The following is a 24,705-nucleotide window of genomic DNA, read 5'->3' on the forward strand; positions in this document are numbered from 1 at the left end:
TCAACTTTTGGAACCCCCCTGTGCGCCACGCATTTGGGCCCCCGGACACCCGGGTGCCTCACGGATGCCGTTGACTCACCCCGATTCGATTCCTACGGTTACCCATAGGATTCCTTCGGCACCGGGAGCACACATGAGCGGCATCGAGCAGGCGAGGAAGACGGCGGAGGCGCTGGAGCATTCCGCCGGTTTCGGCAATCAGCACAGCTCGGAGGCGGTGGCAGGGGCACTGCCGCACGGCCGCAACTCCCCCCAGCGGGCGCCCCTCGGGCTCTACGCGGAGCAGCTGAGCGGCTCGGCCTTCACCGAACCCCGCGCCCACAACCGGCGTTCCTGGCTCTACCGGATCCGCCCGTCGGCCGCGCATCCCCCCTTCGTCCGCATCGGCAACGGCGCGGTCCGGACCGCTCCGTTCACCGAATCCGTGCCCGACCCCAACCGGCTGCGCTGGGACCCGCTGCCCGAGCCCGCGGCCGGAACGGACTTCCTGGCGGGCCTGTGGACCCTGGGCGGCAACGGCGACGCGGCTCAGCGCACCGGCATGGCCGTGCATCTCTACCACGCCGATTCGTCCATGACGGACCGGGTGTTCAGCGACTCGGACGGCGAACTGCTGATCGTCCCCGAGCGCGGCGGCCTGCTGCTCCGTACCGAACTGGGCCTGCTGCGCGCCGAACCGGGGAACGTCGCGCTGATCCCGCGCGGCGTCCGCTTCCGCGTGGAGCTGCTCGACGCCACCGCCCGCGGCTATGTCTGCGAGAACTACGGCCAGCCGTTCACCCTCCCCGACCTCGGCCCGATCGGAGCCAACGGCCTGGCCAACGCCCGGGACTTCCTCGCCCCGGTCGCCGCGTACGAGGACGACGACCGCCCGGTGGAGGTGATCAACAAGTTCTGCGGGAACCTCTGGTCGGCGACCTACGACCACTCGCCCCTCGATGTGGTCGCCTGGCACGGCAACCACACCCCGTACGTCTACGACCTGCGCCGGTTCAACGTGATCGGCTCGATCAGCTACGACCACCCCGACCCGTCGATCTTCACGGTGCTGACGTCGCCGTCCGACACCCCCGGCCTGGCCGGGGTCGACTTCGTCGTCTTCGCGCCGCGCTGGCTGGTCGGCGAGGACACCTTCCGGCCGCCGTACTTCCACCGCAATGTGATGAGCGAGTACATGGGCCTGGTCGAGGGCGCGTACGACGCGAAGACGGCCGGCAAGGGCGGCTTCGTCCCGGGCGGCGGCTCGCTCCACAACATGATGTCGGCGCACGGCCCGGACCGGGAGACCTTCGACCGGGCCAGCGAGGCGGAGCTGAAGCCGCAGAAGATCGACGACGGCCTCGCCTTCATGTTCGAGACCCGCTGGCCGGTGACGGCGACGGAGCAGGCGGCGACCGCCGGACACCTTCAGCACGGCTACGACGACGTGTGGCAGGGTCTGAGCCGCAACTTCAGGCCGTAGGCGACACCACCGCTCCCCGGCCCGGTCCGAACGAAAGGCCCCAGGTGCCTCAGACGCCCAAGATCTCCCCGGGGCCGGCCTTCGCCCCCGACTCGCTGGTGCTCAACCGCAAGCTGCCGCTGTGGTACCAGGTCTCGCAGTCCCTGCGCGCCTCGATACTGGGCCGCGCCAAGGACGCCTCGGCGCGGCTGCCGACCGAGGAACAGCTCGCCGCGCACTACGGCGTCAGCGTCCTGACGATGCGCCAGGCGCTCAAGGAGCTGGAGACGGAAGGGCTGATCAGCAGGCACCGGCGGCGCGGCACCTTCATCGAGCCGCGTGCCCGCCGGGTGTCGCCGGTCCGGCTGCTGGGTTCGATCGACGCGATCGTGGCCCAGCAGTCGGGCGAGCGGACCTCGGTGCTCGGCCACGGCCCGGTCCCCGTGCCGGGAGAGCTCACCGAGTACTTCCCCGACTGCGCCGAGCTGGTCAGCTACCGCCGGCTGCGCCGCGACGGGGACAGCGACGAACCCACCAACTGGGCGGAGAACGTGGTGCGTCCGGAGGTCGCGGCCCGTCTGGACGTCGCCGATCTCGAACGCTGGCCGATGACCAAGGTGCTGCGCGACCGGGTCGGCGTCAGCATCGCGCGCATCACCGACACCGTCGAGGCACGCCTGGCCGACCCGGCCACCGCCGAACTCCTCCAGGTCCCGCTGCTGAGCCCGATCCTGTTCTACACGGGCGTGACGTACGACGAGAGCGGCCAGGTGGTCGACGTGGCGCAGATCCGCTACCGGGGCGACCGGTTCTCCTTCTCGGTCACCGTGGAGGCGCACTGAACCGGCCGAGCGGTCCCTGAGACCTGCCGCACGGGCGCGGTTACGATGCCCGGGAAGGCGGGCGGACGTGGCGACGGGGAGGACGACACGGTGGCGGCACGGGCGGCGGGCGGCTCCGGTGATGCCCGGGACATGGACGCCCCGCTCCTCGACGACCTGATGCCCTGGTCCGTGCGGCCGCTGCGCACCGGCCGCCCCTGGGTGATCGCCCCCGACGCCGCCTCGCTCAGGGCACGCTGGGAACGGCTGGTGCGGGCCCCGGCCGGCGAACGCGAGCGGCTGTTCCGGGCGACCCGCTCCCGTACCCCGCTGACCCCGGTGGCTGCGCTGCCCGGACAGGCCACCGGAACCGGCCGGTTCGCCCGCGAGGAGGGGCCCTGCCCGGAGCCGGTACGGATCGCGCACGGCCCGTTCGACGAGCAGTGGCTGCTCCCCGACCACCGGCTGATCGACGCCGCCCGCCCCGAGTTGTGGCGGGTCGCCGACGGGCACCAGCTCTTCGCCGTGGAACACGGGTACGTGCCCCAGGACACCGGCCCCGCCCTGTCGGTGACGGCGCTGCTGCCGGACGGCCACTCCCCCGCGGGCCGGCCCGGCCGGATCCGGCCGCTGTTCCGGCGCCCCGAGGGCCACGAGCCCAATCTGGCCCCCGGGCTGCTGAACCTGCTGCGCACCCGCCACGGGGACTCGGTGACCGCCCGTTCGGTGCTGGCCTGGGTGCTCGCGGCGGCCCGCCACTCCCCCGCCGGATGCGTGGTGCCGCTGCCCGCCGACCCCGCGCGCTGGTCCGCCGGGGTGGAGCTGGGCCAGGAGCTGCTGCGGCTGCACCTGCGAGGGGCCCGCGGCGCGGAGCGGCCACGGCTGCCCGGCGGGCGGCGGCCCTATGTGCGGGCCGCGGTTCCGCCCGTACCGGCCGGGCTGGCGTACGACGCGGACAGCGAGACGCTCACGGTGGGGACGGGCCGCATCTCGCCCGTACCGCCCGGGGCCTGGGAGTTCCGGGTGGGCGGGGTCCGGATGCTGGAGCTCTGGTTCGAGCGGCGGTCGGCGGCCGGTGCGCAGGGATCGGACGGTCTGGAGGCGGTCCGGCCGCACGCCTGGCCCCAGGAGTGGACCTCCCAGCTGCTGGAGCTGATCACCCTGCTCGCCCTGCTCGATGGGCTCCGCCCCCGCCAGGAGGGCCTCGCCGACGGCCCGTCGATCACGGCCGCCGAGCTCCGGGCGGCGGGCGTCCTGCCCGTCGCGGCCACGGCCCGGCGGCCCGCTTCGGTGCTCGGCCATCAGGAGGAGGGCCCGGACGGGCAGTTCGCACTGCTGTGACGGGGCGCCTCAAGTACTACCGGCCGAAGGAGTCCAGCACCCGGCCGAGCGCCCGGTCGAAGACCCCGTCCATGTCGATCGGCCCGGGGTCCTCGGCGAACCCGGCCGCCATCCGGGGATACTTCCCGGTCGCGATCTGGCTGATCAGATAGCCGGTGCGCACGGCGTTCTCCTGCTCCTCGGACCAGGGCAGCGACCGGCTGCGCTCCGCCATCGCGATCTCGCTGGACACATAGGTAGTGACCACTCCGTTGACCATCGCGATCAGTTCCATCTTCTCGCCGAACCGCGCGTCGACCCCGTCCAGACAGCTGAGCGCGTACTCCATGTACCGCAGGGCGTTCGGGCTGAAGCCGTACACGGGTGACATCAGCCGGGGCACCCAGGTGTGGCGGTGCATCATCGCGCGGGCCTGGTGGGCGAGTGCGGCGAGGTCGGCACGCCAGTCGCCGGACGGCTCGGGAAATTCGTACCCGCCGCTGACCGCGTCGAGCATCAGCTCGTGCAGGTCCTCCTTGCGCGGCACGTAGTTGTAGAGCGACATCGTGCCGCAGCCGAGCTCAGCCGCGACCTTGCGCATCGACACCGCGTCGAAGCCCTCCGCATCGGCGATACGGATGGCGGCCGCCGCGATGTCCGCACGGCTGAACGCGGGCTTGGGGCCCCGGCCCGCACGCTCGGGGCGCGCCCAGATCACTTCGGGTACAGCGGGTCGCCCCACCATCGATCATCACCTCGCCCACCATCGTAGTTACGTACACCGTACGTAGTGCGATACGGTGGGCGCATGACGACTACGTACGCTGTACTTAGTGAAGGTCTGGAGAAGCGATACGGCGATGTCCACGCGCTGCGCGGGCTCGATCTCGCGGTCGCCGAGGGCACCGTCTGCGGGGTGCTGGGGCCGAACGGGGCGGGCAAGACCACCGCCGTCCGGGTCCTCACCACGTTGACGGCGCCGGACGGCGGCAGCGCCCTGGTCGCGGGCCACGACGTGGTGCGCGAGGCGGGCGCGGTGCGCGCGGCCATCGGGGTCACCGGGCAGGACGCCTCGGTCGACGGCGAGCTGTCCGGCCGGCAGAACCTGCGGCTCTTCGCCAAGCTGCAACGGTTCCGCGGAGAGGCGGCACGCACCCGCGCCGACGAACTCCTGGAACGCTTCGAGCTGGCCGAGGCGGCCGACCGCCCGGCCCGCACCTACTCGGGCGGCATGCGCCGCCGCCTCGACCTCGCCGCCAGCCTGCTGACCCGCCCGCAGGTGCTCTTCCTGGACGAGCCGACCACCGGCCTCGACCCGCACAGCCGCAACCAGATCTGGGCGGCGGTACGGGAGCTGGCCGGCCGGGGCACCACCGTGCTGCTCACCACGCAGTACCTGGAGGAGGCCGACCAGCTGGCCGACGACATCGTGCTGATCGACCGGGGCCGGGCCGCCCACCGCGGCACCCCCGCCGAGCTGAAGTCCCGCATCGGCAGCTACGCCGAGGTGATCGTCGCCCATGAGTCGGCACTGGTCCCGGCGGCCGGTGTGCTCGACCAGCTCACCGGCGCCGAACCGGTGCTCGACCACGAGCGCCGCACCGTGGGCGCCGTCGCGACGGATGCCACGCTCACCCTCCCCCGTATCGTCCGCGAACTCGACGCCGCGGGTGTACCGCTGGTGGACGCGAGCCTGCGCCCGCCCACCCTCGACGAGGTCTTCCTCCGCCTGACCGACCGCGGCGACAGCCGCACCTCCCCACCCCTGAAGGAGACGGCAGCATGAGCAGCACGACACTGGTCCACGAACGGCCCGCCGCGCCCGCCACGAGCAGCCCCGTCGCCGACGGCCTGGCCATGCTGGGCCGCCATCTGCAGCGGATCAAGGCGGCCCCGGGCGTGGTGATCCTTACCCAGACCATGCCGATCACCATGCTGCTGTTCTTCGGGTACGTCTTCGGCAGCGCGCTGGCCGTGCCCGGCCAGGAGTACCGGGCGTTCCTGGTGCCGGGGCTGCTGGCCGCGACGGCGGCGGGCGGCATCATGACCGGGATGTTCCAGTCCGCACAGGACTGCCATCGCGGGGTGATGGACCGCTTTCGCGCGCTGCCGATGAGCCGGCCCGCCGTTCCGTTCGGCCAGACCGCCGCCGACCTGCTGACCACGGCCGTCGGCATCGTCCCGCTGATCCTGGTCGGGCTCGCGGTCGGCTGGCGGATCGAGGGCGGCCCGCTCGCCGCCCTGGGCGCCTTCGGGCTGCTGCTGCTGTTCCGCTTCGCCACGTCCTGGGTGGGCTGCTGGCTGGGCCTGCTGATCCGCAACGAGGAGGCGGCCGGGCAGCTGGGCAGTGCCACCTTCGTCCTGCCGCTGCTGTCGAGCGCGTACATCCCGACCGACAATCTGCCGCACTGGCTGCGGACTGTCGCGGAGTGGAACCCGATCAGCGCCGTGGCCTCGGCCGTCCGCGACCTCTTCGGCAACGCGTCCCCGGCCGCCGACGCCGCCTGGCCGGTCGCCCACCCGGTGGCCGGAACGCTCGCCTGGTCGGTGGTGCTCCTCGTGGTGTTCGTCCCGCTGTCCGTACGGCGTTACGCGCGCGGCGGCGAGTGACCCTCGCCCGCCCCGTTCACCGGGGCAGCGCGCAGGGCCGGTCCAGGGCGCCGAGCAGGCTGATGAAGCTCGACTCCAGGAAGGCCCCGAGCTCCGCCGGCGCATCGGGTCCACCGTGCGGCCAGCTGGTCACGGCCTCCTCCGCGAACGCCGTCCAGGCGCGGGCGGCGACGGCCAGCCTCGGCGAGTCCGGCATCCCGAGCCGCCGCTGCCCCTCCGCCACCCGCCGGGCGAGGGTGGCCCTGGTCGAGTCGACGATGTCCTCCACCGCGGGGTGACTGCCCGCGGCACCGCGGACCAGGGCGAGATGACCCTGCGGTGCTCCAGTACGTACCGCACGAAACCGGCGATGAAGGATCGCAGCCAGGGAACGGGCCCCAGCGAGGGGTCCGGTTCCGTGGCTGCGACGAAGTCGTCGCACTCCTGCTGCACCACGGCGCGGTAGAAGTCGCGCTTGGAGTCGAAATAGTGGAAGAGCAGCCCCCGCGAGATGCCGGCCCGTCGCGCCACGTCGTCCGTGGAGAGTTCGTCCAGTGACCGGTCGGTGAGCATGTCCAGGCCGATGGCGACCAGCTGGGCCCGTCGTTCGTCGGGGCTCAGGCGCGCTGCTCGCTTTCCGGACATACATACAGTCTAGAAGTGCTTCGACGCCGAAGTATTTTTCGGAACTCCCGGCCGTCACCCTCCGATGCCCCGCGAACACACCGAAGCGCTGCTGTGGGCCCTGGGGATGACGGGAGGGCGGACAGCAGCGCAGCGCCGGGACGGTGTGGTCACTCGCGACCCCGAGCGGGGCCGGGCGACGGACCCTGGCCGGGGAGCCCGGGCGGAGGACCGGTCGAGCGGTCGTGACGGGCCGTCGGGTCAGCGGCGGCTGCCGAAGAGCGAACGCCTCAGCCGTCGCAACGGCGCGAAGAGCGAGACCCGCGCACTCTTGCTCCGACGACGGTGGGCGGCATCGCGCGAGGTGAGCTCACGCATCAGCAGGGTCGCCTCCGCAGCCTCGCGCTGTGGCACGGCAGGGCCGCCGAGCACCGCGAGATGGCGGTCGAGGCGCGAACTCGTCGCACCGCTCCCGCATGTGATGGCAGGCACACGCGGCCTGCTCCGCATCGCTATCTGTTCCATGTCACTCCCCACCCGTACGAGGGCACCCGGCCCGGGCAGGTTAACCCTATCGCCCCGCGGTGACACTCGTGTATCCCGGTCGCAGGATTGCGCACACACATACGGAGGTTGACACCCCGCTCATGAATCCGCCTGATTTCAGGGCGAGTTGGACAGAACGGAAACGGACGGAAACGCTCCGGCCGCGGCCCCGCCCATGGACTGCGGACCGCCCCGCGTCAAGCCGGACGGAGACCCCTGCGAACAGAGGTCTCCTGCCCGTCGGACGGCCGAACGGGCCCGGCACACGCACTGGTGGTATCAGGCCCCCGCGTTGAAGGCGGGCAGGTAGCCGCCCGACTGTCCGGCGGCGGTGGGGTGGTAGGACTCACCGATGTTGAGCCAGTTGACACTGTGCAGCCAGGCGCTGCCGGAGCAGATCTCGTGACCGGTGAACTTCCCCGCGACATCGGCGAAGGCGAATCCATGGTCGGCCGCGCGCTTGGCGGTCGTCGAGTTGAGGAGGTCGGCCGCGCTGTTGATCGCGGTGCGCACCTTGTCGCTCAGGCCGACGGCGCAGCTGCCGCCTATCTTGTAGAAGCGCGGGTATCCGAGGACGACGACACGGGCGGACGGCGCCTTGGCGTGGATCGCCGTGTACACCGAGTCGAGGTTGCCGGGCAGGGTGGACTCGACATAACTGCGGGCCGTGGCTATCCGGCTGAGGCAGGTGGCCTCCGAATTGAGGACACAGGTCGTCATGACATCGGCGAAGCCCGCGTCGTTGCCGCCGATGGAGATCGAGACCAGGTCGGTCGAGGAGTTCAGCGGGCCGAGCTGACCGGCCTTCACATCACCCGTACGAGCACCCGAGCAGGCGGCGAAGGAGAACGAGGCGGGCGAGTTGGCGGCGGCCCAGAGTGCGGGATACGCCTTGGTGCTGCGCTTGCAGTCGCCACTGGCACTGTCGTAACTGCCGGATCCGACACCCGAGGAGTACGAGTCGCCGAGGGCGACGTAGTCGACGGCCGTGGCGGCGTTGGCGGTGGCCGCCCCGGTCAGGGCGAGTACGGCACCGAGCAGGAGCGAGGACGAGAGTGCCGCGAGTCTGGACAGTTTCATGGAACCTCCCTAGGACCGACCGGTGGGATCTCCGCGCGGTCTGCCGAGACCGTGGTAGCAGTACCGGCACCCCCACCGGAAGTGTGCATGCCAACTTTCCCCACCTGCCTTGAGCTCTTCTATGCGCCCCCTTGAGCCCCCGTCATGTCCGGTGCCACTGCCGGAAAAAGGGAGGAAGACAGTGAAACCCGGGTGCGCCGGGTACCCCCTTGCCGGATCATGGGCGCCATGTCCGCCAACCCTGAGTCCGCTCTGCCGATCCGGCTCACCGTCGACGACAGCGATTCCCCGTCCGACGTGGTCGACGCCCTGTTCCTCGGCCGTTTCGCGACGGGCGAGCAGCCGTACTCGCACAGCTCCTCACTGGAACGCGTCAAGGCCGGGGCGACGTTGCTGCCCCCGGCCGCCAAGGTGCTGCGCGCCGCCCGCGACGACGACCGCAGCGCCACGCTCGCCGAGGGCGACGGCTGGACGCTGCTCGTCTCGCGGTGGAGCCGCGGCGCCGACGTCACGGTCACCGCGACCAGCCCGGAGCTGGCGCGGCAGATCCTGGAACGGGCGACGGACGGCGCCCTGGACGAGCCGGAACCCCAGCCCGAGAACGTGACGATGGGCTTCTGGTACGTCTCCCCGCGCCGCGGCCCGTACCGCACCACCCGGCAGATCGCGGCCGGCACCTGGGACGAGATCCGCGGCAACTACACGGCACCGGTGGCCGATGCCATGGACCGGCTGATGAAGGTCACGCCCGACGACATCGCGGGCCGGCTGCTCCTGCTGCACGGCCCGCCCGGCACCGGCAAGACGTCCGCGCTGCGCACGCTCGCGCGCTCGTGGCGGGACTGGTGCCAGGTCGACTGCGTGCTCGACCCGGAGCGGCTCTTCAACGACGTCGGCTATCTGATGGACATCGCGATCGGCGAGGACGAGGGCACCGGCAAGGGCCGGTGGCGGCTGCTGCTGCTGGAGGACTGCGACGAGCTGATCCGGGGCGAGGCGAAGCACACCGCGGGGCAGGCGCTGTCCCGGCTGCTGAACCTCACCGACGGGCTGCTCGGGCAGGGCCGCAACGTGCTGGTGGGCGTCACCACCAACGAGGACCTGGAGCGGCTCCATCCGGCCGTGGTCAGGCCCGGCCGCTGCCTCGCCAGGATCGAGGTGGGGTCACTGACCCGCAAGGAGGCGGTGTCCTGGCTGGGCACGGAGGAAGGGCTCGGCCGCGAGGGCGCGACACTCGCCGAGCTGTACGCGCTGCGGCGCGGCAGCACTCCCGCGTCGGTGCCGAAGCAGGACTCCGGGGCGGACGCGGGCCTGTACCTCTGAGCCCGCCGGCTCACTCCGCCCCGTACGCCGCCCGCACCGCGTCCCGCGCCAGGGACAGCGCCTCGGCCCGGGACAGGCCCAGCCGCCGCGCCTGCTCCGCGTACTCCTGTGCCGCGGCGGCCGCATGACGGTCCGCCGCGTCCCCGGCGGCGGCGATGAACGTGCCGTTGCGGCCACGGGTCTCGATCACCCCGTCGGCCTCCAGTGCCCGGTACGCCTTCGCGACGGTGTTGGCGGCGAGGCCGAGTTCCTCGGCGAAGCCGCGTACGGTCGGCAGTCTGAAACCGACGGGCAGCGCGCCGGAGCGGGCCAGTTCGGAGATCTGCGTGCGCAGTTGCTCGTACGGGGCGGTACCGGCGTCCGGATCAAGAGCGATCTTCAGGGTCACGCCCCGATTCTCCCCCACGTCCGCCGCACCGCCGGAAATTGAGGAGCGGCCGGTGGCGGCCCGCGCGTAACGTCCGGCCCATGACTGTCATCGTTCGCGACTTCCTCCCGGCCGACGCCGAAGGCTGGGTACGGGTCCGGCGCGCCGCTCTGCCCTACATGGTGACGACACCCGAATCCGTCGTCTTCGAGCTGGCCTCCGCCCACCCCGACAAGCGCTCCCGGCTGCTGGTCGCCGAGGCGGACGGGGAGCTCATCGGCACCGCGCAGGTCGGTATCGTCCACGACAGCCCCGAACCCGGCCAGGGGTTCTGCAACACATACACGCGTCCGGACCGCACCGGGCGCGGGGCCGGTGCGCTGCTGGTGCGCACGGCCGAGGAGCACCTGGCCCGGGAGGGCGCGAGGGCCGTCTACACCTGGGTGCTCGACACCCCGTCGAACCGGGCCTTCGCCGAGAAGCGCGGCTACGCGCCGAGCCGTCCGGCGCACTTCCTCCATCTCGATCTGGCGGGCGGACCGCTGCCGCCCCGTCAGGAGCTCCCGCCGGGGGTCGAGCTGCGTACCGCCGCGGACTTCGCGGACGACCCGCGCCCGCTCTTCGAGCTGGACGCCGAGACCACCGCCGACGAGCCGAGCGACACCCCGGCCCAGCTGTCCGACTACGAGGACTGGCTGAACAACATCTGGCGCGCCCCCGCGCTCGACCGCGAGCTCACCTCGGTCGCGGTGGTGGACGGGGAACCGGCGGCGTTCAGCGCCGCGCAGACCGACGGCCTGACCCGGTACATGTCCGGGATGACCGGCACCCGCCGGGCGTACCGCGGCCGGGGCCTGGCCAAGCTCGCCAAGAACGACTCGCTGCACCGGGCGCGCGCCGCCGGCTACACGGACGCGTACACCGGCAACGACGCGGACAACGGCCCGATGCTGGCGATCAATCGATGGTTCGGCTACGAGATCTGTGCCACGGAGGTGCGCCATGTCCGCAAGCTCGGCTGAGTCAGCTCTGGTGGTCGCCCTGGTGAAGGCCGGGCGGACCAAGATCCGCTACCCGGCGGACATGGTCCACGACGACGGAGTACGGGTCACGGTGCGTGCGCCGTGGGCGGCTCCGGGGGTCCGTGACTTCGGCTTCGTGCGGTTCGAGCCCGGCGACGTGTTCACCGAGCACTACTGGCGGGACCGCTGGTTCGCCGTGAAGGAGGTCCGCAGCGGCGCGGGCGGGCTCAAGGGCTGGTACTGCGACATCACCCGCCCCGCGGTGCTGCGGGACGGGGAGCTGCTGGTCGAGGACCTGGACCTGGACCTGTGGGTGTCGGCGGACGGCTCGTCCGTACTGCGGCTGGACGAGGACGAGTTCGAGGAGAGCGGTCTCGCCGGACGCGATCCGGCGGCGGCCGACGCGGCGCTCCGGGCGCTGGACGAGCTGGAGCACCTGGCCCGCACGGAGGGTCTCGCGCCGTTGCTGGGCTGATGCCCGCAGCCGCCGTCCGTCCGCCGGGGCCGCGATGTCGCGAGGAGCGGGGTGGAGCGGACTGCCCCGGTCCGCTCCACCCGCGGCCGGTCCCGGCTCAGCCGCCCGCCGCCGGCCCGGGCAGCCTGGCCGCGGCGGCGTCGAGGAGCAGCTCCAGCGCGAACGGATAGCCGCTGAGCCGCATGTCGTCGGCCAGCAGCCTCACGGTGGCGGCGATATGGGGGTGGGTGTCCGCGTCCAGGCGGCCGTAGCGGTGCTGCCACACCTGGAGATCGGCCGCCTGCGCGGAGGCCGGCAGGGCGAGCGCGGCCGAGTCCAGGGCCGCGAAGGCGAGCGCCTGGTCCACGAAGGCGTGGTAGATCCGTACCGCTTCCGGGTCGGGGAAGCCCGCCGACCGGAGTATGCCGAGGACCGCCTCCACGGCGCGTGTCTCGTTGTTCCGCCCCGTCGTCCGGTGCGCCGCCAGCAGGGCGGCCTGCGGGTGTGCCTGGTACGAGGCATGGACGCGCAGGCCCAGTTCGCACAGGTCGCTGCGCCATTCGCCGGTGGGCCGCCACCCCTGCTGGGCACGGCCGATGAGCTCGTCGGCGACCGCCAGCAGCAGATCGTCGGTGCTGTGGAAGTACCGGTAGAGCGCGCTGGGGTCGGCGCCCAGCGCGGCACCCAGCCGCCGGACCGTCAGAGCGTCCGCACCATGCTGGCCCACCAGCCTCAGAGCCGTCTCCACGATGACCTGTTCGGACAGCACCGTGCCCTGTTTCGTCGGCCTTCTGCGCCGTCGCTGCGACTCCGGAACCACACGCTCATTCATGGCGCGGAGCTTATGACAACGGCATTGACGTGTGAAGAGGGCAACGGTTTCATGGCGTGCCATCCGGGTCATCCGGCCACCTCCCCTGAACAGGGCGACGACTGTTGGTGGTACCAGTGAAGAACGCAAGCACCACGCCGGCCGGCGGCGACCAGGCCCCACAGGTCGCGATGCGCAAGTCCATAGGCGTCGTCGACGGCATGGTCCTCGCCGCGTCGAGCACTGCGGCCACCAGCAGTATCGGCATCGGGCTCGGCCTGATGGCGACCATCGTCGGCCTGCACCTGCCGGCGATCATGCTGCTGGCCTTCCTGCCCGTGCTCGGCATAGCCGGCGGCTACGGCCGGCTCAACCGCGTCGAACCGAACGCGGGCAGCAGTTACCAGTGGGTCGGCCGCATCTTCAGTCCCTGGCTGGGCTTCCTGACCGGCTGGGTCAACGTCGTGGGCACCATCGTGTTCATGGCCTACACCACCACGATCACGGGCTCGGCGGTCATCCAGCTGCTGGGCCAGGCCACACTCCACAGCATCGGGGGCCTGACCCTCGATCCGAACTCCACCTTCCAGTCCACCCTGCTCGGCATGGCCGTCCTGGTCGCTGCCGCGCTGGTCGCGGTGCGCGGGCTCGACCTCGCGGCGCGTCTGCAGAAGTACCTGCTGATCTTCGAGTACGGCGTGCTGCTCGCGTTCTGCGGCTACGGCCTGTTCGCCGGTGACCAGCCCTTCTCGCTCCAGTGGTTCAACCCCTTCGACATCCCCTCGGCCGCCGCCCTCGCCCAGGGCATGGTGCTCGCGGTCTTCTGCTACTGGGGCTTCGAATCGGTCTTCAGCGTCGGCGAGGAGGTCGGCGACCCGCGGGACGCCTCCCGCGGCGGGTTCATCGCGCTGACCGTCATGCTGCTCCTCTTCCTGCTCGCCGGCACCGCCTTCCAGCGGGTCCTGCCGCTGGAAGAACTGGCCGACAACGGCGCACAGGGACTCGCCTACTTCGGCACCAAGCTCGCCGAGCAGCCACTGGCCGCCCTGCCGCTCATCGCCCTCATGTTCTCCGCGGTGGCGTCGCTCCAGGCCTCCGTCATCCCCACCGCCCGCGGGCTGTACGCGATGGGCCGCGACGGCGTTCTCGGCCCCGTCTGGACGCGGCTGCACCCCAAGCACAAGACCCCCGCCGCCGGCACCCTGCTGATCACCGCGATCGCCCTGGCCCTCGCCACGCTGGCCCTGGTCATCCCCACCGTCAACGATCTGATCTTCGCCTCCGTCAACGCGATCGGCATCGTCGTCGCCCTCTACTACGCCCTCACCGCCGCGGCCGCCGCGGTGCGCTTCCGCCACCTGCTGCGCACCTCACCGCTGGAGGCCCTGCGCGCCGTCGTCGGTCCGGTGCTGGGCGCGCTCGCGCTGCTCGCCACCGGCGGCTACCTCGCCTGGACCTTCTACCGCTCCACCGATCACTTCGAGGTCTCCGCCGACAACGGATGGTTCGCGCTGCTCGTCCCGGTCCTGATGATCGGCTCCGGACTGCTGGCCGCCGCGTGGGCCCGCTGGCGCCGTCGGTCGCCCTACTTCGTCGCCGCCCGCGTCCCCTCCGCCGCCGACCGCGTCCCCTCCGTCGCCGACGAGGCCGGTGCCGCCGTGTGACGCCCGCGCCGCTCACCCGCGGTGCGGACCGTGACACCCCGTTCCCCCAGCGGTCCCCCTCGGGCCGCCGAACCACCAGGAGCACCTCCCATGACCAAGGCCGATCTGGTCTTCACCCAAGGCCCCGTGCACACCGGCGACCCCGCCCGCACCCGGGCGAGCAGCCTCGCCGTCACCGGGGAGCGGATCTCGGCCGTCGGCCATGACGAGGTACGGGAACTGATCGGCCCGAGGACCGAGGTGGTCGATCTCAGGGGCAAGCTGCTGCTCCCCGGCTTCCAGGATTCCCACATCCACGCCGTCTACGGTGGCCTGGAGCTCGCCGAGTGCGACCTCAGCGGCACCGTGGGGGTCGACGAATACCTGCGTCTCCTCCGCGAGTTCGCCCGGGCCCACCCCGACAGCACCTGGATCACCGGCGGCGGCTGGTCCCTGGAGAGCTTCGAGGGCGGTCTTCCGACCCGGCAGCTGCTCGACTCGGTGGTGCCGGACCGGCCGGTGTACTTGGTCAACCGCGACCACCACGGCGCCTGGGCCAACACGCGCGCGCTCGAACTCGCGGGCATCGACCGGGACACCCCGGACCCCGGCGACGGCCGGATCGAACGGGAGGGCGACGGCACGCCGAGCGGCGTCCTCCAGGAAGGCGCCACCGCTCTGGTGGCCCGGCTGGTGCCCAGGAAGACCGCCGCCGACCGCCTCGACGGCCTGCTGCGCGCGCAGCGGCTGCTCCACTCGCTCGGGATCACCGGCTGGCAGGACGCCCTGCTCGGCGTGTTCAACGGCCAGCCCGACCCCTCCGACGCATATCTCACCGCCGCCCGCGAGGGAACTCTCACCGCCCGGGTCAACGGTGCGCTCTGGTGGGACCGCGCCCGGGGCTCCGACCAGATCCCGGAGCTGGTCTCCCGCCGCGAGGAGCTGGCTCACGGCAGGTTCCGGGCAGGCTCGGTGAAGATCATGCAGGACGGCATCGCGGAAAACTTCACCGCCGCGATGACCACCCCCTACCTGGACGGCTGCGGCTGCGCCACCACCAACAGCGGCCTGAGCTTCGTCGACCCGGTCGCGCTGCGCGGGTACGTCACCGAGCTCGACGCGCTCGACTTCCAGGTCCACTTCCACGCTCTCGGCGACCGTGCGGTGCGCGAGGCGCTGGACGCCGTCGAGGCGGCCCGCACCGCCAACGGCCGCCGCGCCACCCGACACCACCTCGCTCACCTGCAGGTGGTCCACCCCGACGACATCCCGCGTTTCGCCGGGCTCGGGGCGATAGCCAACATCCAGCCGCTCTGGGCTTCGCACGAGCCCCAGATGGACGAGCTGACCATCCCCTACCTGGGCCCCGAGCGCGCCGCCTGGCAGTACCCCTTCGGTTCCCTGCTGAGGGCCGGTGCCACGCTCGCGGCGGGCAGCGACTGGTCCGTGAGCAGCCCCGACCCGCTCGCCGGAATCCATGTCGCCGTCAACCGGATGCAGCCCGGCGCGACCGACGGCCGGGTCTTCCTGCCCGAACAGCGGCTCGACCTCGCCACCGCCGTCGCCGCGTACACCGCGGGCTCGGCCCACGTCAACGGCACGGACGACGCCGGAACGCTGCGGCCGGGCCACCTGGCCGACCTGGTGGTCCTCGACCGGGACATCTTCACCGAGCCGGCCGAGGAGATCCACACCGCCCGGGTCCTGCAGACCTACGTGGGGGGATCGCGGGTGTACTCCGCCTCCTGACGGCCGTGCAGCCGTCGCCCCCGAGCCGCCCCGTGGGCGACTCCCACACCTCTCCGCCTCATCGCAAAGGACCCTCGCATGACCGACCTCACCGACCTCGCCCATCTGTCCGCCACCGAGGCACTGCGCCGCTTCCGTGACCGCTCTCTCTCACCGGTCGAGCTGATGTCCGCGGTCATCGCGCGTGCGGAAGCCGTCGAGCCGAAGATCAACGCCCTGGCCGAGCAGACCTTCGAGGAGGCGCTCGCCGCCGCCCGCGAGGCCGAGGCCCGCTACGGGGGCAAGGGCGAGGCACCCCGCGCGCTGGAGGGCCTGGCCGTCGCAACGAAGGAGGAGCAGCCCATCGCGGGACGCCTCAGCACGGACGGCTCGCTGGCGTTCCGGGAGGAGATCGCCGAGCAGACGCACCCTGTGATCGAGCGGGTCCAGGCCGCCGGCGGCATCGTGCACGCCCGGACCACGACCCCGGAGTTCAGCTGCGCGGGTTACACCCAGTCACGACTGTGGGGCGTCACCCGGAACCCGTGGAACACGGAGTTCACTCCGGGCGGCTCATCGGGCGGTGCGGGCGCCGCGCTCGCGGCGGGCGAGACGACGCTCGCGACCGGCTCCGACATCGGCGGCTCGATCCGCATCCCCGCTTCGAACACGGGCACGGTCGGCTTCAAGCCGCCCTACGGGCGCGTGCCGTCGATGCCGCCCTTCAACCTCGACACGTACTGCCACGACGGCCCGATGGCGCGTACCGTCGCCGACTGCGCCTTGCTGGAGAACGTCATCGCGGGGCCGCATCCGCTGGACGCCGTCTCGCTGCGGCCCGAGATCGTCCTGCCCGAGCGGTTCGAGAGCGTCGAGGGCCTGCGGGTGGCGCTCTCGGTCACCCTCGGGGACTGGCCGGTCGATCCCGAGGTCGAGGCCAACACCCGTGCGGTCGCGGAGGCGTTGCGCGCGGCCGGTGCCGTCGTCGAGGAGGTGGAGGTCCCCATCATGCGGGCGGACGTGATGCGGGCCGCGATGATCCATTTCGGCTCGATCTTCGGCCCGTACATCGCTTCGGTCGCCGCCGACCACGGTGACCTGCTCACCACGTACGCGCTCGACTTCGCCCGGCGGGCCAACGAGGCCGTCCGCGAGCCCGGCAGTTTCCTCCGGGGCCTCGAGCTCGAAGCCGGGGTGCAGACGACGCTCGGTGTGCTGCTGGACCGCTACGACGTCCTGCTGTGCCCGACGACCGCCGTACCGGCGCTCGCTGCGGACGACGACCACCTCTCGACCAAGGTCGTGATCAACGGCGTCGAGCTGGACTTCTACCTGGAATCCGCGATGACCACACCGTTCAACATAGCCAGCCGCTGCCCGGTGCTGAGCGTGCCGTCCGGCTTCGCCTCGAACGGCGTACCGACGGGGGTGCAGGTCGTCGGACGCACCTATGACGACAGCATGGTGTTCCGCGTCGCGCAGGCCATCGAGTCCGCCCGGCCCTGGAGCCGCATCCCGGTCCTCTGACGGGGCGCCGGCCGACCGGCGCCCGAACCGCCGCTCAGTCCCGGCGCCGTGCCCACACATCGGTGTACGGCGCCGGTTCCTCCGGTACGGGGCGGGGCCGGTGGACTCCGGCGACCAGCTCCACCTCGTACCCGGCGGCGTCCTCCAGGTAGGCGGCGGTGTGCTCCTCGCCGCCCGCGTGCGGGTAGCGGTCCGGGAAGAGCGGCCGCCAGCCGTGCTCCGGGGCTCTTTCCACCAGTGCGTCGAGGGTGGCGCGGTCGCTGACGTGGAACGCGAGGTGGTTGAGCCCGGGGCGGCGCCGGTCGTGCGGGCCCGGGGTCAGATCGGGTGACTGCTCGACCACGACATAGCTGTCGCCGCGCCGCCAGCTGCGGCCGTGTTCCCAGCGCTGGTACGGGACATGGCCCAGCTCGCCCAGGAGCCAGCCCCACCCCCGCTCGGCCACCGCCAGGTCGGGCACCCACAGCTCGATGTGGTGCACCCCGCCGGTGCCGGTCCGGGCGGCGGGCAGCGGAACGGCGCGGCGGACGCCGTCCGGCTCGTACGCCACGGTGTCGCCGTCCTCGTGCCAGTGGATCAGGAAGCGCTCCCCCGCCCGGTAGCCCTCGATCCCGGCCCGGCAGTAGGCGACGGCATCGTCCGGGAGTGCGTCCAGCGGGAACCAGGCCAGCTCGGAGCACTTGTCCGGTTCGCGGTTGTACGGCGGGCGGTCGGGGTCGTACTCCGCCTCGAAGAACCACCCCGTCCTGGGAGCGCCGCCGGGGCCCCGGTGCTGCATGACCAGGGCGACCCGCAGCTCGTCCGGGTCCAGTTCGACACCGATCTCCTCGGCCGCCTCGCGGATCATCGCCTCGCGGACGTCCTCGCCGTCCTCGACGTGTCCGGACGGGGCGTTGAACAGCCCGTCCGCGTATCCCGTGCCGGCCCGGCGGGCGAGCAGGACCTCGGGGCCGCGGCGGAGGATCAGGTGGACATCGACGACCTCGGTGTGCCGGTGCGGCGGTTCGGCGCGGGCCACCAGGGCGTAGCGCTCGTCGTCGACCCGCTTGCCCCACAGATCGGGATCGCCGGAGAGCCGCTCGTGGTGGACGCGTTCGGTGAACTCCGAGAGCAGGCCGGTCAGTTGCCCGGCGGATAGGCCGACGCCGTTCCAGACGCCCTCGATCAGGATCAGCCGGCCGCCGGGCCGCAGCAGCGTGAACCAGTGGCGCAGGGCCGCCGCCGGGTCGGGCAGCAGCCACACCACATGTCTGACCATGATCACGTCGAACCGCTGATTGCCGACCGGTGGCCGGGCCGCGTCCCCGAGCAGGACCGCGGTGCCCGTCCCGGCGAGCTTGGTCCGGGCCTGCTCCACCATGCGCGGGGAGCGGTCGACGGCGGTGACCCGGTGGCCCTGCCCGGCGACGAGCAGCGCCAGGCTTCCGGTGCCGCACCCGAGGTCGAGCACCTCGGAGCGCCCGTCGGGCAGCCAGCTCTCCAACCGCTGCGCCCAGGCGTGCCGGACCACCGGGTCGAGCAGCCCGTGGTCGGGTTCCTCGTCGAAGGAGTCGGCTGCGGAGTCCCAGTCGATCGTCGTCATGAGTAGATCGTGCCAGTCGCCGCCGACAGCGGTACGAAGGATGCGCCGACCGGGACCCGCCCGGACTCCGCGGTACGAGGGGTACGGGCGGCCCCGGACCCCCTCGTACCGCGGCTCGCGCGGCCCGACGGCTACCCGACGGCCGAGGCGCAGGTGGTGCGGGTGGCGTGCGCCGGGTCCAGGGCGTTCGCCACCTCGTGGTAGGCGACCCGGTCGACGGTGCCGATCGCCACGTGCTCGGAGAGGTCGACCGGGCACAGGTCCTGGAGCAGGACGTTGCGCACGTCCGGCCCGTCCAGGAACTGCGTGCGGTACGGGGTCACGACCTCGTCGTACCTGGTCGCGATGACGGTGTAATGCACTCCGGGCACGGTGTCGGGGAGCGAGTTGAGCTTGGTGATGAACGGGGAGCCCGCCACCTGGTCGGCGAGGCCGGGGGTGTTGGCGTTCAGCAGGTCCTCGGCTCCCGGGAAGTACGGCAGCAGCTTCGTCAGACCGAGCAGGGTGGTGCCGTGGTTGTCGGGCGCGATCCCGATCATGGCGTTCACCTTGGCGGCCCCGCCGAGGAACTTCAGGTAGTAGTTCGGCATCATGCCGCCCTGCGAGTGGCCCACCAGGTCGGCCTTGTCCGCGCCGGTGGCGGCGAGCACCTTGTCGACGAACGAGGAGAGCTGGCCGGCCGACTTGTCGACCGGGCCGAGTCCGTTGAAGAGCGGCACGCCGGGCAGCTGCCCGTAGTCGAGCGAGTAGACGCAGTAGCCCCGGTTGACCAGATAGGGGGCGAGGACCAGCCAGTTGTCGATCGAGTTCCCGAAGGTTCCGTGGACCAGGACGACGGGGCGGGGGTGGGCCGCGGACGGCTTGCAGGAATAGTCGTTCCAGCCGCGGGAGGTGGCTGTGGCGGCGGTGGGGGTGGCCGCGGCGGCAGCGGCGGTGGGGGTGGCGGCTGCGGCGACGGCGAGGAGCAGTGCGGCAAGAGCTCTTCGCGCGCGTGGGGTGCGCGACGCACGTGTCCAGGGCAGCATCGTGTGGTCTCCTTGCGGATCAAGGGAGTTGCGATGTCTGTACACCCTGCGGCCCGGACCACGGGTCTGACTGCTGATTCATCCGTGTTCCCGGGCCAAATTACGCGTGAGTAGGGTGGCCTGGGAAGTTACGCGTCGGTAAAAAGTGATGATCCATCAGTCGGACGGGCCCGAAGGAGTGATCAGGCCGCGAGGCGTCCCGGCATCACGGCCTGCGGGCCGAACCTGGCCCGCAGCCGGTCCGCCACCGCCTCGATCCGGCGGGCCCGCTCGTCCACCGGGTCGAACGACAGCTGGTGCGCGGCCCGCTCGCTCTCCATCAGCCCCTCCGCGCGCAGCGCGATCCCCCGTACCCGGGCCCGCTGCAGGGCGAACGAGTCATGGATCCGGTACGCGAGTGCGGTGAGCGCCGCGGAGTGGGCGGTGGGTTCCTGGAGCGTACGGCTGCGGGTCAGCGTCGAGTATCCGGTCCGGTCGGCGTAGCGCACGGAGACCGCGAGGCCGCGGCAGACCTGCCCGTCCCCGCGCATCCTGGCCCCCAGCTCCTCGGTGAGCGACATGAGTGCGCGGCGCTGCCGTTCCCGGTCCAGTTCGTCGCGGGGGAAGGACCGTTCGGCGGCGATCGACCGGGCCGCGGCGCCCGGCACGACCGCCGTGCGGTCGATGCCGCGCGCCCGCTCCCACAGTTCGCGTCCGGTCCGTACGCCGGTGATCCGCTGGAGGGTGCCGAGCGGGGCCGCCGCGATCCGGCCGACGGAGTCGAGCCCGTACTCGCACAGGGTGCGGGCCGTCGCCGCGCCGACGCCGTCCAGTGCCGCGGCCGGCCGGTCCGCGAGGAACTCCGCTCCCCCGCCCCCGGGCACCACGAAGGTCGTCCCGGGTGCGGCCCGCCGGGCCGCCGCCCTGGCCAGCATCGGGTTCTCCGCCGCCCCGACGGCGCAGTCCACGCTGTGCAGGGCGAGCGCGCGGATCCGGATCACCGAGGCCAGCCCCCGCACGTCCAGCCCGAAGTAGCGCAGCGCGCCGCGCACATCGGCGAGCGCCCCGTCGGGCGGGGCCGCCTCGACCACCGGGGTGAACGCGCCGAGCAGGGCGAGCAGCCCCTCGTAACCGGCACCGTCCGGGAGGCCGCCGCCGACCTTGCGGAACCGCAGGTACAGGATGCCCGGGACCTCGGGTGCGGTGCTCATCCCGCGCTCCCCGGGCTCTGGTGGTACAGCTTCCTGCCGGTGGCGATGCCTTCGCCGGGCGGCTGGAGGTCGGACCAGGGGTTCATCTCGTATCCGGTGGGCAGCTGGATGCGGCGGCCGTTGCCGGCGGGGCCGGTCTTCTCGGCCTCCTCGGCCCGGGGTTCCTCCGCCAGCCGGTCCGCGACCGCGTCGAGTCCGCCGGTACGCCGCAGCTCGGCCAGCTCCGCCAGGTTCCAGGCGGCCGCGCCGACCACGCTCAGGCTCCGCGGTCCGCGTCGCTGCACCACTCCGCGTACCAGCAGCAGCCAGGAGTGGAAGACGGTGTGCGCGCAGGCGGCGTGGCTGTCGTCGAAGAAGGCCAGGTCGACCAGGCCCGTGCCGTCGTCCAGGGTGGTGAAGACGACCCGGCGGCCGGAGCGGACCGGCGGGGTCTGGGTGGCCGCCTTGGCGCCCGCGACCAGCACGGTGTCCCCGTGCCGTGCCTCGCGCAGCCGGTTGGCGAGGACCACGCCGAGCTCCTTCAGGAAGACGTGGTGATCGTCCATCAGGTGGCGGGAGACGTCCATGCTCAGGACGCCCAGCTCGGCGCTGAGCCGTTCCGTCTCGTCGAGGTCGGGCAGGCCGATGGAGCCGGTCCGGTGTCCGCCGTCGAGCGGCAGCTGCCCGCCCGGTCCGCCGCCGGAGCCCGTGCCCCGCTGGGCGCGGTGCAGTTCGGACAGGTGCAGCAGCAGATCGCGCCGGTTGGCGCCGAACGCGTCCAACGCGCCCACCCGGGCCAGCCGTTCGGCGGCCGGCCTGCCCGGCCTGGCGCGCTGCCAGAAGTCGAGCAGCGAGGTGTAGGGCTGTCCGGCCTCGATCCGGGCGACCTCGGCCGCGCCGATGCCGTGGACGTCCGAGAGTGCGAGCCGCACCCCCCAGACGCCCTTTCCACCCTCACTGTCGGACACCAGTTCGATTCGATGGGTGGCCGCCGACCGGTTCACGTCCAGTCCCAGCACCGGCACCCCGCGCCGCCGCGCGTCCGCGAGCAGCAGCCGCTTCGGGTACATCCCGGGGTCATGGGTGAGCAGCCCGGCGTAGAAGGCGGCCGGGTGGTGCGCCTTGAGCCAGGCCGACTGGTACGTCGGCACGGCGAAGGCGACCGCGTGCGCCTTGCAGAAGCCGTAGCTGCCGAACGCCTCGATGATCTCCCAGGTCCGGGCGATCGCTTCGGCGCCGTACTTCCTCTCCGCCGCCCGCTGCGCGAACCACACCTTGATCCGGTCCTGCGATCCGGGGTCGGAGAGTCCGCGCCGCACCCGGTCGGCCTCGTCCCGGCCGCAGCCGGTCATGATGTCGACCATCTCGATGATCTGCTCGTGGAAGACGACCACTCCGTACGTCTCGCGCAGCGGTCCTTCCAGATCGGGGTGCGGGTAGCGCACGGGGGCCCGGCCGTGCCGGGCCTCGATGAACGGCCGCACCATGTCGGCGGCGACCGGTCCGGGGCGGAACAGCGAGATGTCGACCACCAGGTCGTGGAAGCCGGCCGGCTGGAGCCTGCCGACCAGGTCGCGCTGGCCCGGCGACTCGATCTGGAAGCAGCCCAGCGTCTCGGCGCTCCTGATCAACCGGTACGTCTCCGGGTCGTCCGGCTCCACCGCGTCCAGGTCCACGGCCTGCCCCGAGGCCCGCCCGATCTCCGCGACCGCGTGCGCCATCGCCGACTGCATCCGCACACCCAGCACATCGAGCTTGAGCAGCCCCAGCTCCTCCACGTCCTCCTTGTCGAACTGCACCATCGGGAAGCCGTCGCCGCTGGTGGGCACGGTGGGCACCCGGCGCAGCAGCGTGGCGTCCGACAGGATCACCCCGCACGGGTGCATGGCGATGCCGCGCGGCAGTGCGTCCAGCGCCTCCACCAGCTCCCAGAGCCGTCCGTACCGGCCCTTCTCCCGTGCCACTTCGCGCAGTTCGGGCAGTTCCTCCATGGCCGCGCGGGCGTCGCGGGCCCGGATGTGCGGGAAGGCCTTGGCGAGCCGGTCGGTCTCGGCCGGGTCCATGGAGAGCGCGGCACCCACGTCACGGATGGCGTGGCGCACCCGGTAGGTCTCGGGCATGGCGACGGTCGCGACCCGTTCGGTGCCGAAGCGTCCGATGATCGCGCGGTAGACGTCGAGCCTGCGGGCGGACTCCACGTCGATGTCGATGTCGGGCAGCACGAAGCGGCGCCTGGACAGGAAGCGCTCCATCAGCAGCCCGTGCTCGACCGGGTCGGCGTGCGCGATCCCGAGGAGATGGTTGACCAGGGATCCCGCCCCGGAGCCCCGGGCGGCGACCCGTACCTTCATCTCCCGTACGTCGTCCACCACTTGAGTGACCGTCAGGAAGTAAGAGGCGAAGCCGTGGTGGGCGATGACGTCCAGCTCCTGGTGCATCCGCTCCCAGTAGTCGCGCCTGCGGTCGTAGCCGCGCAGCACCATGCCGGCAGCGGCGCGGGAGGCCAGCACCCGCTGGGCGGTGCGCCGCCCGGCGCCGACGAGCTCCGGTTCGGGGAAGTGGACGGTGCCGAGACCGAGGTCGCCCTCGGGGTCGACGACGCAGGCGTCGGCGGTGCGCCGGGTCTCCGCGAGCAGCCGCGCCCCGGCGCCCTCGCCGAGACCGGCGGCCGTGGCGATCCGCTCCGCGGTGTCCGCCATCGCGCGGGCGTCCTTCAGCCAGCGTTCCCCGCTGTCGAGCGGGGCGCGGCGGGGGTCGACGGGGACCAGTCGGCGGGCCGCGTCGAGCACATCGGCGACCGGGCCCTGCCCGGCGTCGGCGTACCGGACCGCGTTGGTCAGCACGGCCCGCACCCCCTGCTCGGCGGCGAGGCCGACGGTACGGGCGGCGAGCCGCAGCGAACCGGGGCCGGTGCCTTCCCGCCCGTGGTGGACGGCTTCGAGGCGCAGGTCGTCGCCGTAGATCTCGCGCCAGTCGGCGAGCAGCGCGGCGGCCCGGTCCGGGCGGCCGGCGGCCAGCGCCCTGCCGACGTCGGAGGCGGGGCCGAGCAGCACGGTGAGCCCTTCGGCGGGCAGCTCGGCCCGGCCGACCAGGGGCTGTCCGGCACCGTCGGGCGTGGGGGCGTGGGCGGCGGTGACGAGCCGGCACAGCTCCGCCCAGCCCCGGGCGCCGTCCCGGGCGAGGAAGGTGACCCGGGGTGCGGATTCGTCGACGAAGGCGCCGCCGCGGACCGGGGTCCGCAGCCGCTGCGCGGGCCCGCCCCTTCTCGTATGCTCCGCCGTCGCGGATCCCACCGCGAGCTCCACCCCGAAGAGCGGCCGCATCCCGGCCTTCTCGCAGGCCCTGGCGAAGCGGACCGTGCCCGCGAGGGTGTCGCGGTCGGTCAGCGCCAGCGCGTCCATCCCCCGCTGGGCGGCGCGCTCCGCCAGCCGCTCCGGGTGCGATGCCCCGTACCGCAGGGAGAACCCGGAAACGGTATGCAGATGCGTGAACCCGGGCATCTGCACCTCCTGGACCGATCCGTACTCACCACCCCCTCGCCTCCACCATAGACCAAGTTTCGAACATTCGTGCGATAGCGGGAGCACAGAACCTCCTCTGCCCCGGACCGGCGGTCCGCGAGGGATCCGATCA

21 protein-coding genes and 1 pseudogene are annotated in these 24,705 nt (G+C 72.4%); 11 read left to right on the forward strand and 11 right to left on the reverse strand.

The features are described 5' to 3' along the window. Positions 1–133 precede the first annotated feature (133 nt). From hmgA to ACFYY7_RS27755, 3 genes are read left to right on the forward strand one after another with little or no spacing between them, the layout of a single operon-like run. Positions 134–1,462, forward strand: coding sequence for a homogentisate 1,2-dioxygenase (hmgA, locus tag ACFYY7_RS27745; RefSeq protein WP_388665485.1), 1,329 nt, complete (start codon positions 134–136; stop codon positions 1,460–1,462). Positions 1,463–1,506: 44 nt separating this feature from the next. Then, positions 1,507–2,283, forward strand: coding sequence for a GntR family transcriptional regulator (locus ACFYY7_RS27750; protein WP_388665487.1), 777 nt, complete (start codon positions 1,507–1,509; stop codon positions 2,281–2,283). A 45-nt stretch (positions 2,284–2,328) separates the two neighbouring features. Continuing rightward, positions 2,329–3,603, forward strand: a complete 1,275-nt coding sequence (locus ACFYY7_RS27755) for a type ISP restriction/modification enzyme (RefSeq protein ID WP_388665489.1) — start codon at positions 2,329–2,331, stop codon at positions 3,601–3,603. Between the two features lie 16 nt (positions 3,604–3,619). Here the strand turns inward: ACFYY7_RS27755 and ACFYY7_RS27760 are convergent, their stop codons facing one another. After that, positions 3,620–4,327, reverse strand: a complete 708-nt coding sequence (locus ACFYY7_RS27760; RefSeq protein ID WP_388665491.1) for a TetR/AcrR family transcriptional regulator — start codon at positions 4,325–4,327, stop codon at positions 3,620–3,622. Positions 4,328–4,390: 63 nt separating this feature from the next. On the opposite strand from ACFYY7_RS27760, the gene ACFYY7_RS27765 reads away from it, so the two are divergent. Further along, on the forward strand, positions 4,391–5,368 hold the full coding sequence (locus ACFYY7_RS27765; RefSeq protein ID WP_388665493.1) for an ATP-binding cassette domain-containing protein: 978 nt from the start codon (positions 4,391–4,393) through the stop codon (positions 5,366–5,368). Between the two features lie 71 nt (positions 5,369–5,439). Continuing rightward, positions 5,440–6,192, forward strand: coding sequence for an ABC transporter permease (locus ACFYY7_RS27770; RefSeq protein ID WP_388665630.1), 753 nt, complete (start codon positions 5,440–5,442; stop codon positions 6,190–6,192). A gap of 16 nt (positions 6,193–6,208) precedes the next feature. Here the strand turns inward: ACFYY7_RS27770 and ACFYY7_RS27775 are convergent, their stop codons facing one another. From ACFYY7_RS27775 to ACFYY7_RS27790, 4 genes and pseudogenes are all read right to left on the reverse strand, one after another. Continuing rightward, the gene (locus tag ACFYY7_RS27775) at positions 6,209–6,613 is read right to left on the reverse strand and encodes a hypothetical protein (RefSeq protein WP_388665495.1); all 405 of its coding nucleotides are present in this window, start codon (positions 6,611–6,613) and stop codon (positions 6,209–6,211) included. Between the two features lie 68 nt (positions 6,614–6,681). Beyond that, positions 6,682–6,816: pseudogene (locus ACFYY7_RS27780) on the reverse strand (TetR/AcrR family transcriptional regulator); the annotation flags it as partial. A gap of 240 nt (positions 6,817–7,056) precedes the next feature. Beyond that, the gene (locus tag ACFYY7_RS27785) at positions 7,057–7,320 is read right to left on the reverse strand and encodes a hypothetical protein (RefSeq protein ID WP_206433474.1); all 264 of its coding nucleotides are present in this window, start codon (positions 7,318–7,320) and stop codon (positions 7,057–7,059) included. Positions 7,321–7,620: 300 nt separating this feature from the next. Beyond that, on the reverse strand, positions 7,621–8,421 hold the full coding sequence (locus tag ACFYY7_RS27790) for an SGNH/GDSL hydrolase family protein (RefSeq protein WP_388665497.1): 801 nt from the start codon (positions 8,419–8,421) through the stop codon (positions 7,621–7,623). Between the two features lie 228 nt (positions 8,422–8,649). Between ACFYY7_RS27790 and ACFYY7_RS27795 the strand changes: the two genes are divergently transcribed. Then, entirely contained in the window at positions 8,650–9,744 is a 1,095-nt protein-coding gene (locus tag ACFYY7_RS27795; protein WP_388665498.1) for a DUF5925 domain-containing protein, read from the forward strand. A gap of 10 nt (positions 9,745–9,754) precedes the next feature. Here ACFYY7_RS27795 and ACFYY7_RS27800 read toward each other — a convergent pair whose 3' ends face one another. Then, the gene (locus tag ACFYY7_RS27800) at positions 9,755–10,132 is read right to left on the reverse strand and encodes a GntR family transcriptional regulator (protein ID WP_358940953.1); all 378 of its coding nucleotides are present in this window, start codon (positions 10,130–10,132) and stop codon (positions 9,755–9,757) included. A gap of 80 nt (positions 10,133–10,212) precedes the next feature. Here ACFYY7_RS27800 and ACFYY7_RS27805 point away from each other — a divergent pair, with 80 nt between their 5' ends. Continuing rightward, a complete protein-coding gene (locus ACFYY7_RS27805; RefSeq protein WP_388665499.1) occupies positions 10,213–11,133 on the forward strand; it encodes a GNAT family N-acetyltransferase in 921 nt (306 codons plus the stop codon). Next, positions 11,114–11,608 (forward strand): DUF402 domain-containing protein, encoded by a 495-nt coding sequence (locus tag ACFYY7_RS27810; protein WP_388665501.1) that lies wholly within the window; start codon positions 11,114–11,116, stop codon positions 11,606–11,608. The genes ACFYY7_RS27805 and ACFYY7_RS27810 overlap by 20 nt, the downstream gene beginning before the upstream one ends. Positions 11,609–11,705: 97 nt before the next feature. On the opposite strand, the gene ACFYY7_RS27815 is transcribed toward ACFYY7_RS27810, so the two are convergent. Then, the gene (locus ACFYY7_RS27815; RefSeq protein WP_388665503.1) at positions 11,706–12,419 is read right to left on the reverse strand and encodes a TetR/AcrR family transcriptional regulator; all 714 of its coding nucleotides are present in this window, start codon (positions 12,417–12,419) and stop codon (positions 11,706–11,708) included. A gap of 170 nt (positions 12,420–12,589) precedes the next feature. Between ACFYY7_RS27815 and ACFYY7_RS27820 the strand changes: the two genes are divergently transcribed. From ACFYY7_RS27820 to ACFYY7_RS27830, 3 genes are all read left to right on the forward strand, one after another. Continuing rightward, positions 12,590–14,062, forward strand: a complete 1,473-nt coding sequence (locus ACFYY7_RS27820; RefSeq protein ID WP_388665632.1) for an APC family permease — start codon at positions 12,590–12,592, stop codon at positions 14,060–14,062. Between the two features lie 90 nt (positions 14,063–14,152). Beyond that, the gene (locus ACFYY7_RS27825) at positions 14,153–15,790 is read left to right on the forward strand and encodes an amidohydrolase (RefSeq protein ID WP_388665505.1); all 1,638 of its coding nucleotides are present in this window, start codon (positions 14,153–14,155) and stop codon (positions 15,788–15,790) included. Between the two features lie 78 nt (positions 15,791–15,868). Further along, complete coding sequence (locus tag ACFYY7_RS27830) at positions 15,869–17,296, forward strand: amidase (RefSeq protein WP_388665507.1); 1,428 nt, start codon at positions 15,869–15,871, stop codon at positions 17,294–17,296. Between the two features lie 34 nt (positions 17,297–17,330). Here the strand turns inward: ACFYY7_RS27830 and ACFYY7_RS27835 are convergent, their stop codons facing one another. The 4 genes from ACFYY7_RS27835 to ACFYY7_RS27850 form a co-directional block, all read right to left on the reverse strand. Then, positions 17,331–18,878 (reverse strand): methyltransferase domain-containing protein, encoded by a 1,548-nt coding sequence (locus tag ACFYY7_RS27835; protein WP_388665509.1) that lies wholly within the window; start codon positions 18,876–18,878, stop codon positions 17,331–17,333. A gap of 131 nt (positions 18,879–19,009) precedes the next feature. Next, a complete protein-coding gene (locus tag ACFYY7_RS27840; protein ID WP_388665511.1) occupies positions 19,010–19,903 on the reverse strand; it encodes an esterase/lipase family protein in 894 nt (297 codons plus the stop codon). 182 nt (positions 19,904–20,085) lie between these two features. Then, positions 20,086–21,093, reverse strand: coding sequence for a hypothetical protein (locus ACFYY7_RS27845; RefSeq protein ID WP_388665513.1), 1,008 nt, complete (start codon positions 21,091–21,093; stop codon positions 20,086–20,088). After that, positions 21,090–24,572: a DNA polymerase III subunit alpha gene (locus ACFYY7_RS27850; protein WP_388665515.1), complete on the reverse strand. Its 3,483-nt coding sequence runs from the start codon at positions 24,570–24,572 to the stop codon at positions 21,090–21,092. Before ACFYY7_RS27850 ends, ACFYY7_RS27845 begins: the two co-directional genes overlap by 4 nt. Positions 24,573–24,705: the final 133 nt, after the last annotated feature.

The sequence above is a fragment of the Streptomyces sp. NPDC001933 genome, assembly GCF_042890955.1.
GTDB lineage: Bacteria > Actinomycetota > Actinomycetes > Streptomycetales > Streptomycetaceae > Streptomyces.

Coding starts and splice junctions, on each gene's coding strand:
- hmgA (WP_388665485.1), top strand. CDS start 134: ATGAGCGGCATCGAGCAGGCGAGGAAGACGGCGGAGGCGCTGGAGCAT.
- ACFYY7_RS27755 (WP_388665489.1), top strand. CDS start 2,329: ATGCCCGGGAAGGCGGGCGGACGTGGCGACGGGGAGGACGACACGGTG.
- ACFYY7_RS27760 (WP_388665491.1), bottom strand. CDS start 4,327: ATGGTGGGGCGACCCGCTGTACCCGAAGTGATCTGGGCGCGCCCCGAG.
- ACFYY7_RS27765 (WP_388665493.1), top strand. CDS start 4,391: ATGACGACTACGTACGCTGTACTTAGTGAAGGTCTGGAGAAGCGATAC.
- ACFYY7_RS27770 (WP_388665630.1), top strand. CDS start 5,440: ATGCTGGGCCGCCATCTGCAGCGGATCAAGGCGGCCCCGGGCGTGGTG.
- ACFYY7_RS27785 (WP_206433474.1), bottom strand. CDS start 7,320: ATGGAACAGATAGCGATGCGGAGCAGGCCGCGTGTGCCTGCCATCACA.
- ACFYY7_RS27790 (WP_388665497.1), bottom strand. CDS start 8,421: ATGAAACTGTCCAGACTCGCGGCACTCTCGTCCTCGCTCCTGCTCGGT.
- ACFYY7_RS27795 (WP_388665498.1), top strand. CDS start 8,650: ATGTCCGCCAACCCTGAGTCCGCTCTGCCGATCCGGCTCACCGTCGAC.
- ACFYY7_RS27805 (WP_388665499.1), top strand. CDS start 10,213: ATGACTGTCATCGTTCGCGACTTCCTCCCGGCCGACGCCGAAGGCTGG.
- ACFYY7_RS27810 (WP_388665501.1), top strand. CDS start 11,114: ATGTCCGCAAGCTCGGCTGAGTCAGCTCTGGTGGTCGCCCTGGTGAAG.
- ACFYY7_RS27815 (WP_388665503.1), bottom strand. CDS start 12,419: ATGAATGAGCGTGTGGTTCCGGAGTCGCAGCGACGGCGCAGAAGGCCG.
- ACFYY7_RS27820 (WP_388665632.1), top strand. CDS start 12,590: ATGCGCAAGTCCATAGGCGTCGTCGACGGCATGGTCCTCGCCGCGTCG.
- ACFYY7_RS27825 (WP_388665505.1), top strand. CDS start 14,153: ATGACCAAGGCCGATCTGGTCTTCACCCAAGGCCCCGTGCACACCGGC.
- ACFYY7_RS27830 (WP_388665507.1), top strand. CDS start 15,869: ATGACCGACCTCACCGACCTCGCCCATCTGTCCGCCACCGAGGCACTG.
- ACFYY7_RS27835 (WP_388665509.1), bottom strand. CDS start 18,878: ATGACGACGATCGACTGGGACTCCGCAGCCGACTCCTTCGACGAGGAA.
- ACFYY7_RS27840 (WP_388665511.1), bottom strand. CDS start 19,903: ATGCTGCCCTGGACACGTGCGTCGCGCACCCCACGCGCGCGAAGAGCT.
- ACFYY7_RS27845 (WP_388665513.1), bottom strand. CDS start 21,093: ATGAGCACCGCACCCGAGGTCCCGGGCATCCTGTACCTGCGGTTCCGC.
- ACFYY7_RS27850 (WP_388665515.1), bottom strand. CDS start 24,572: ATGCCCGGGTTCACGCATCTGCATACCGTTTCCGGGTTCTCCCTGCGG.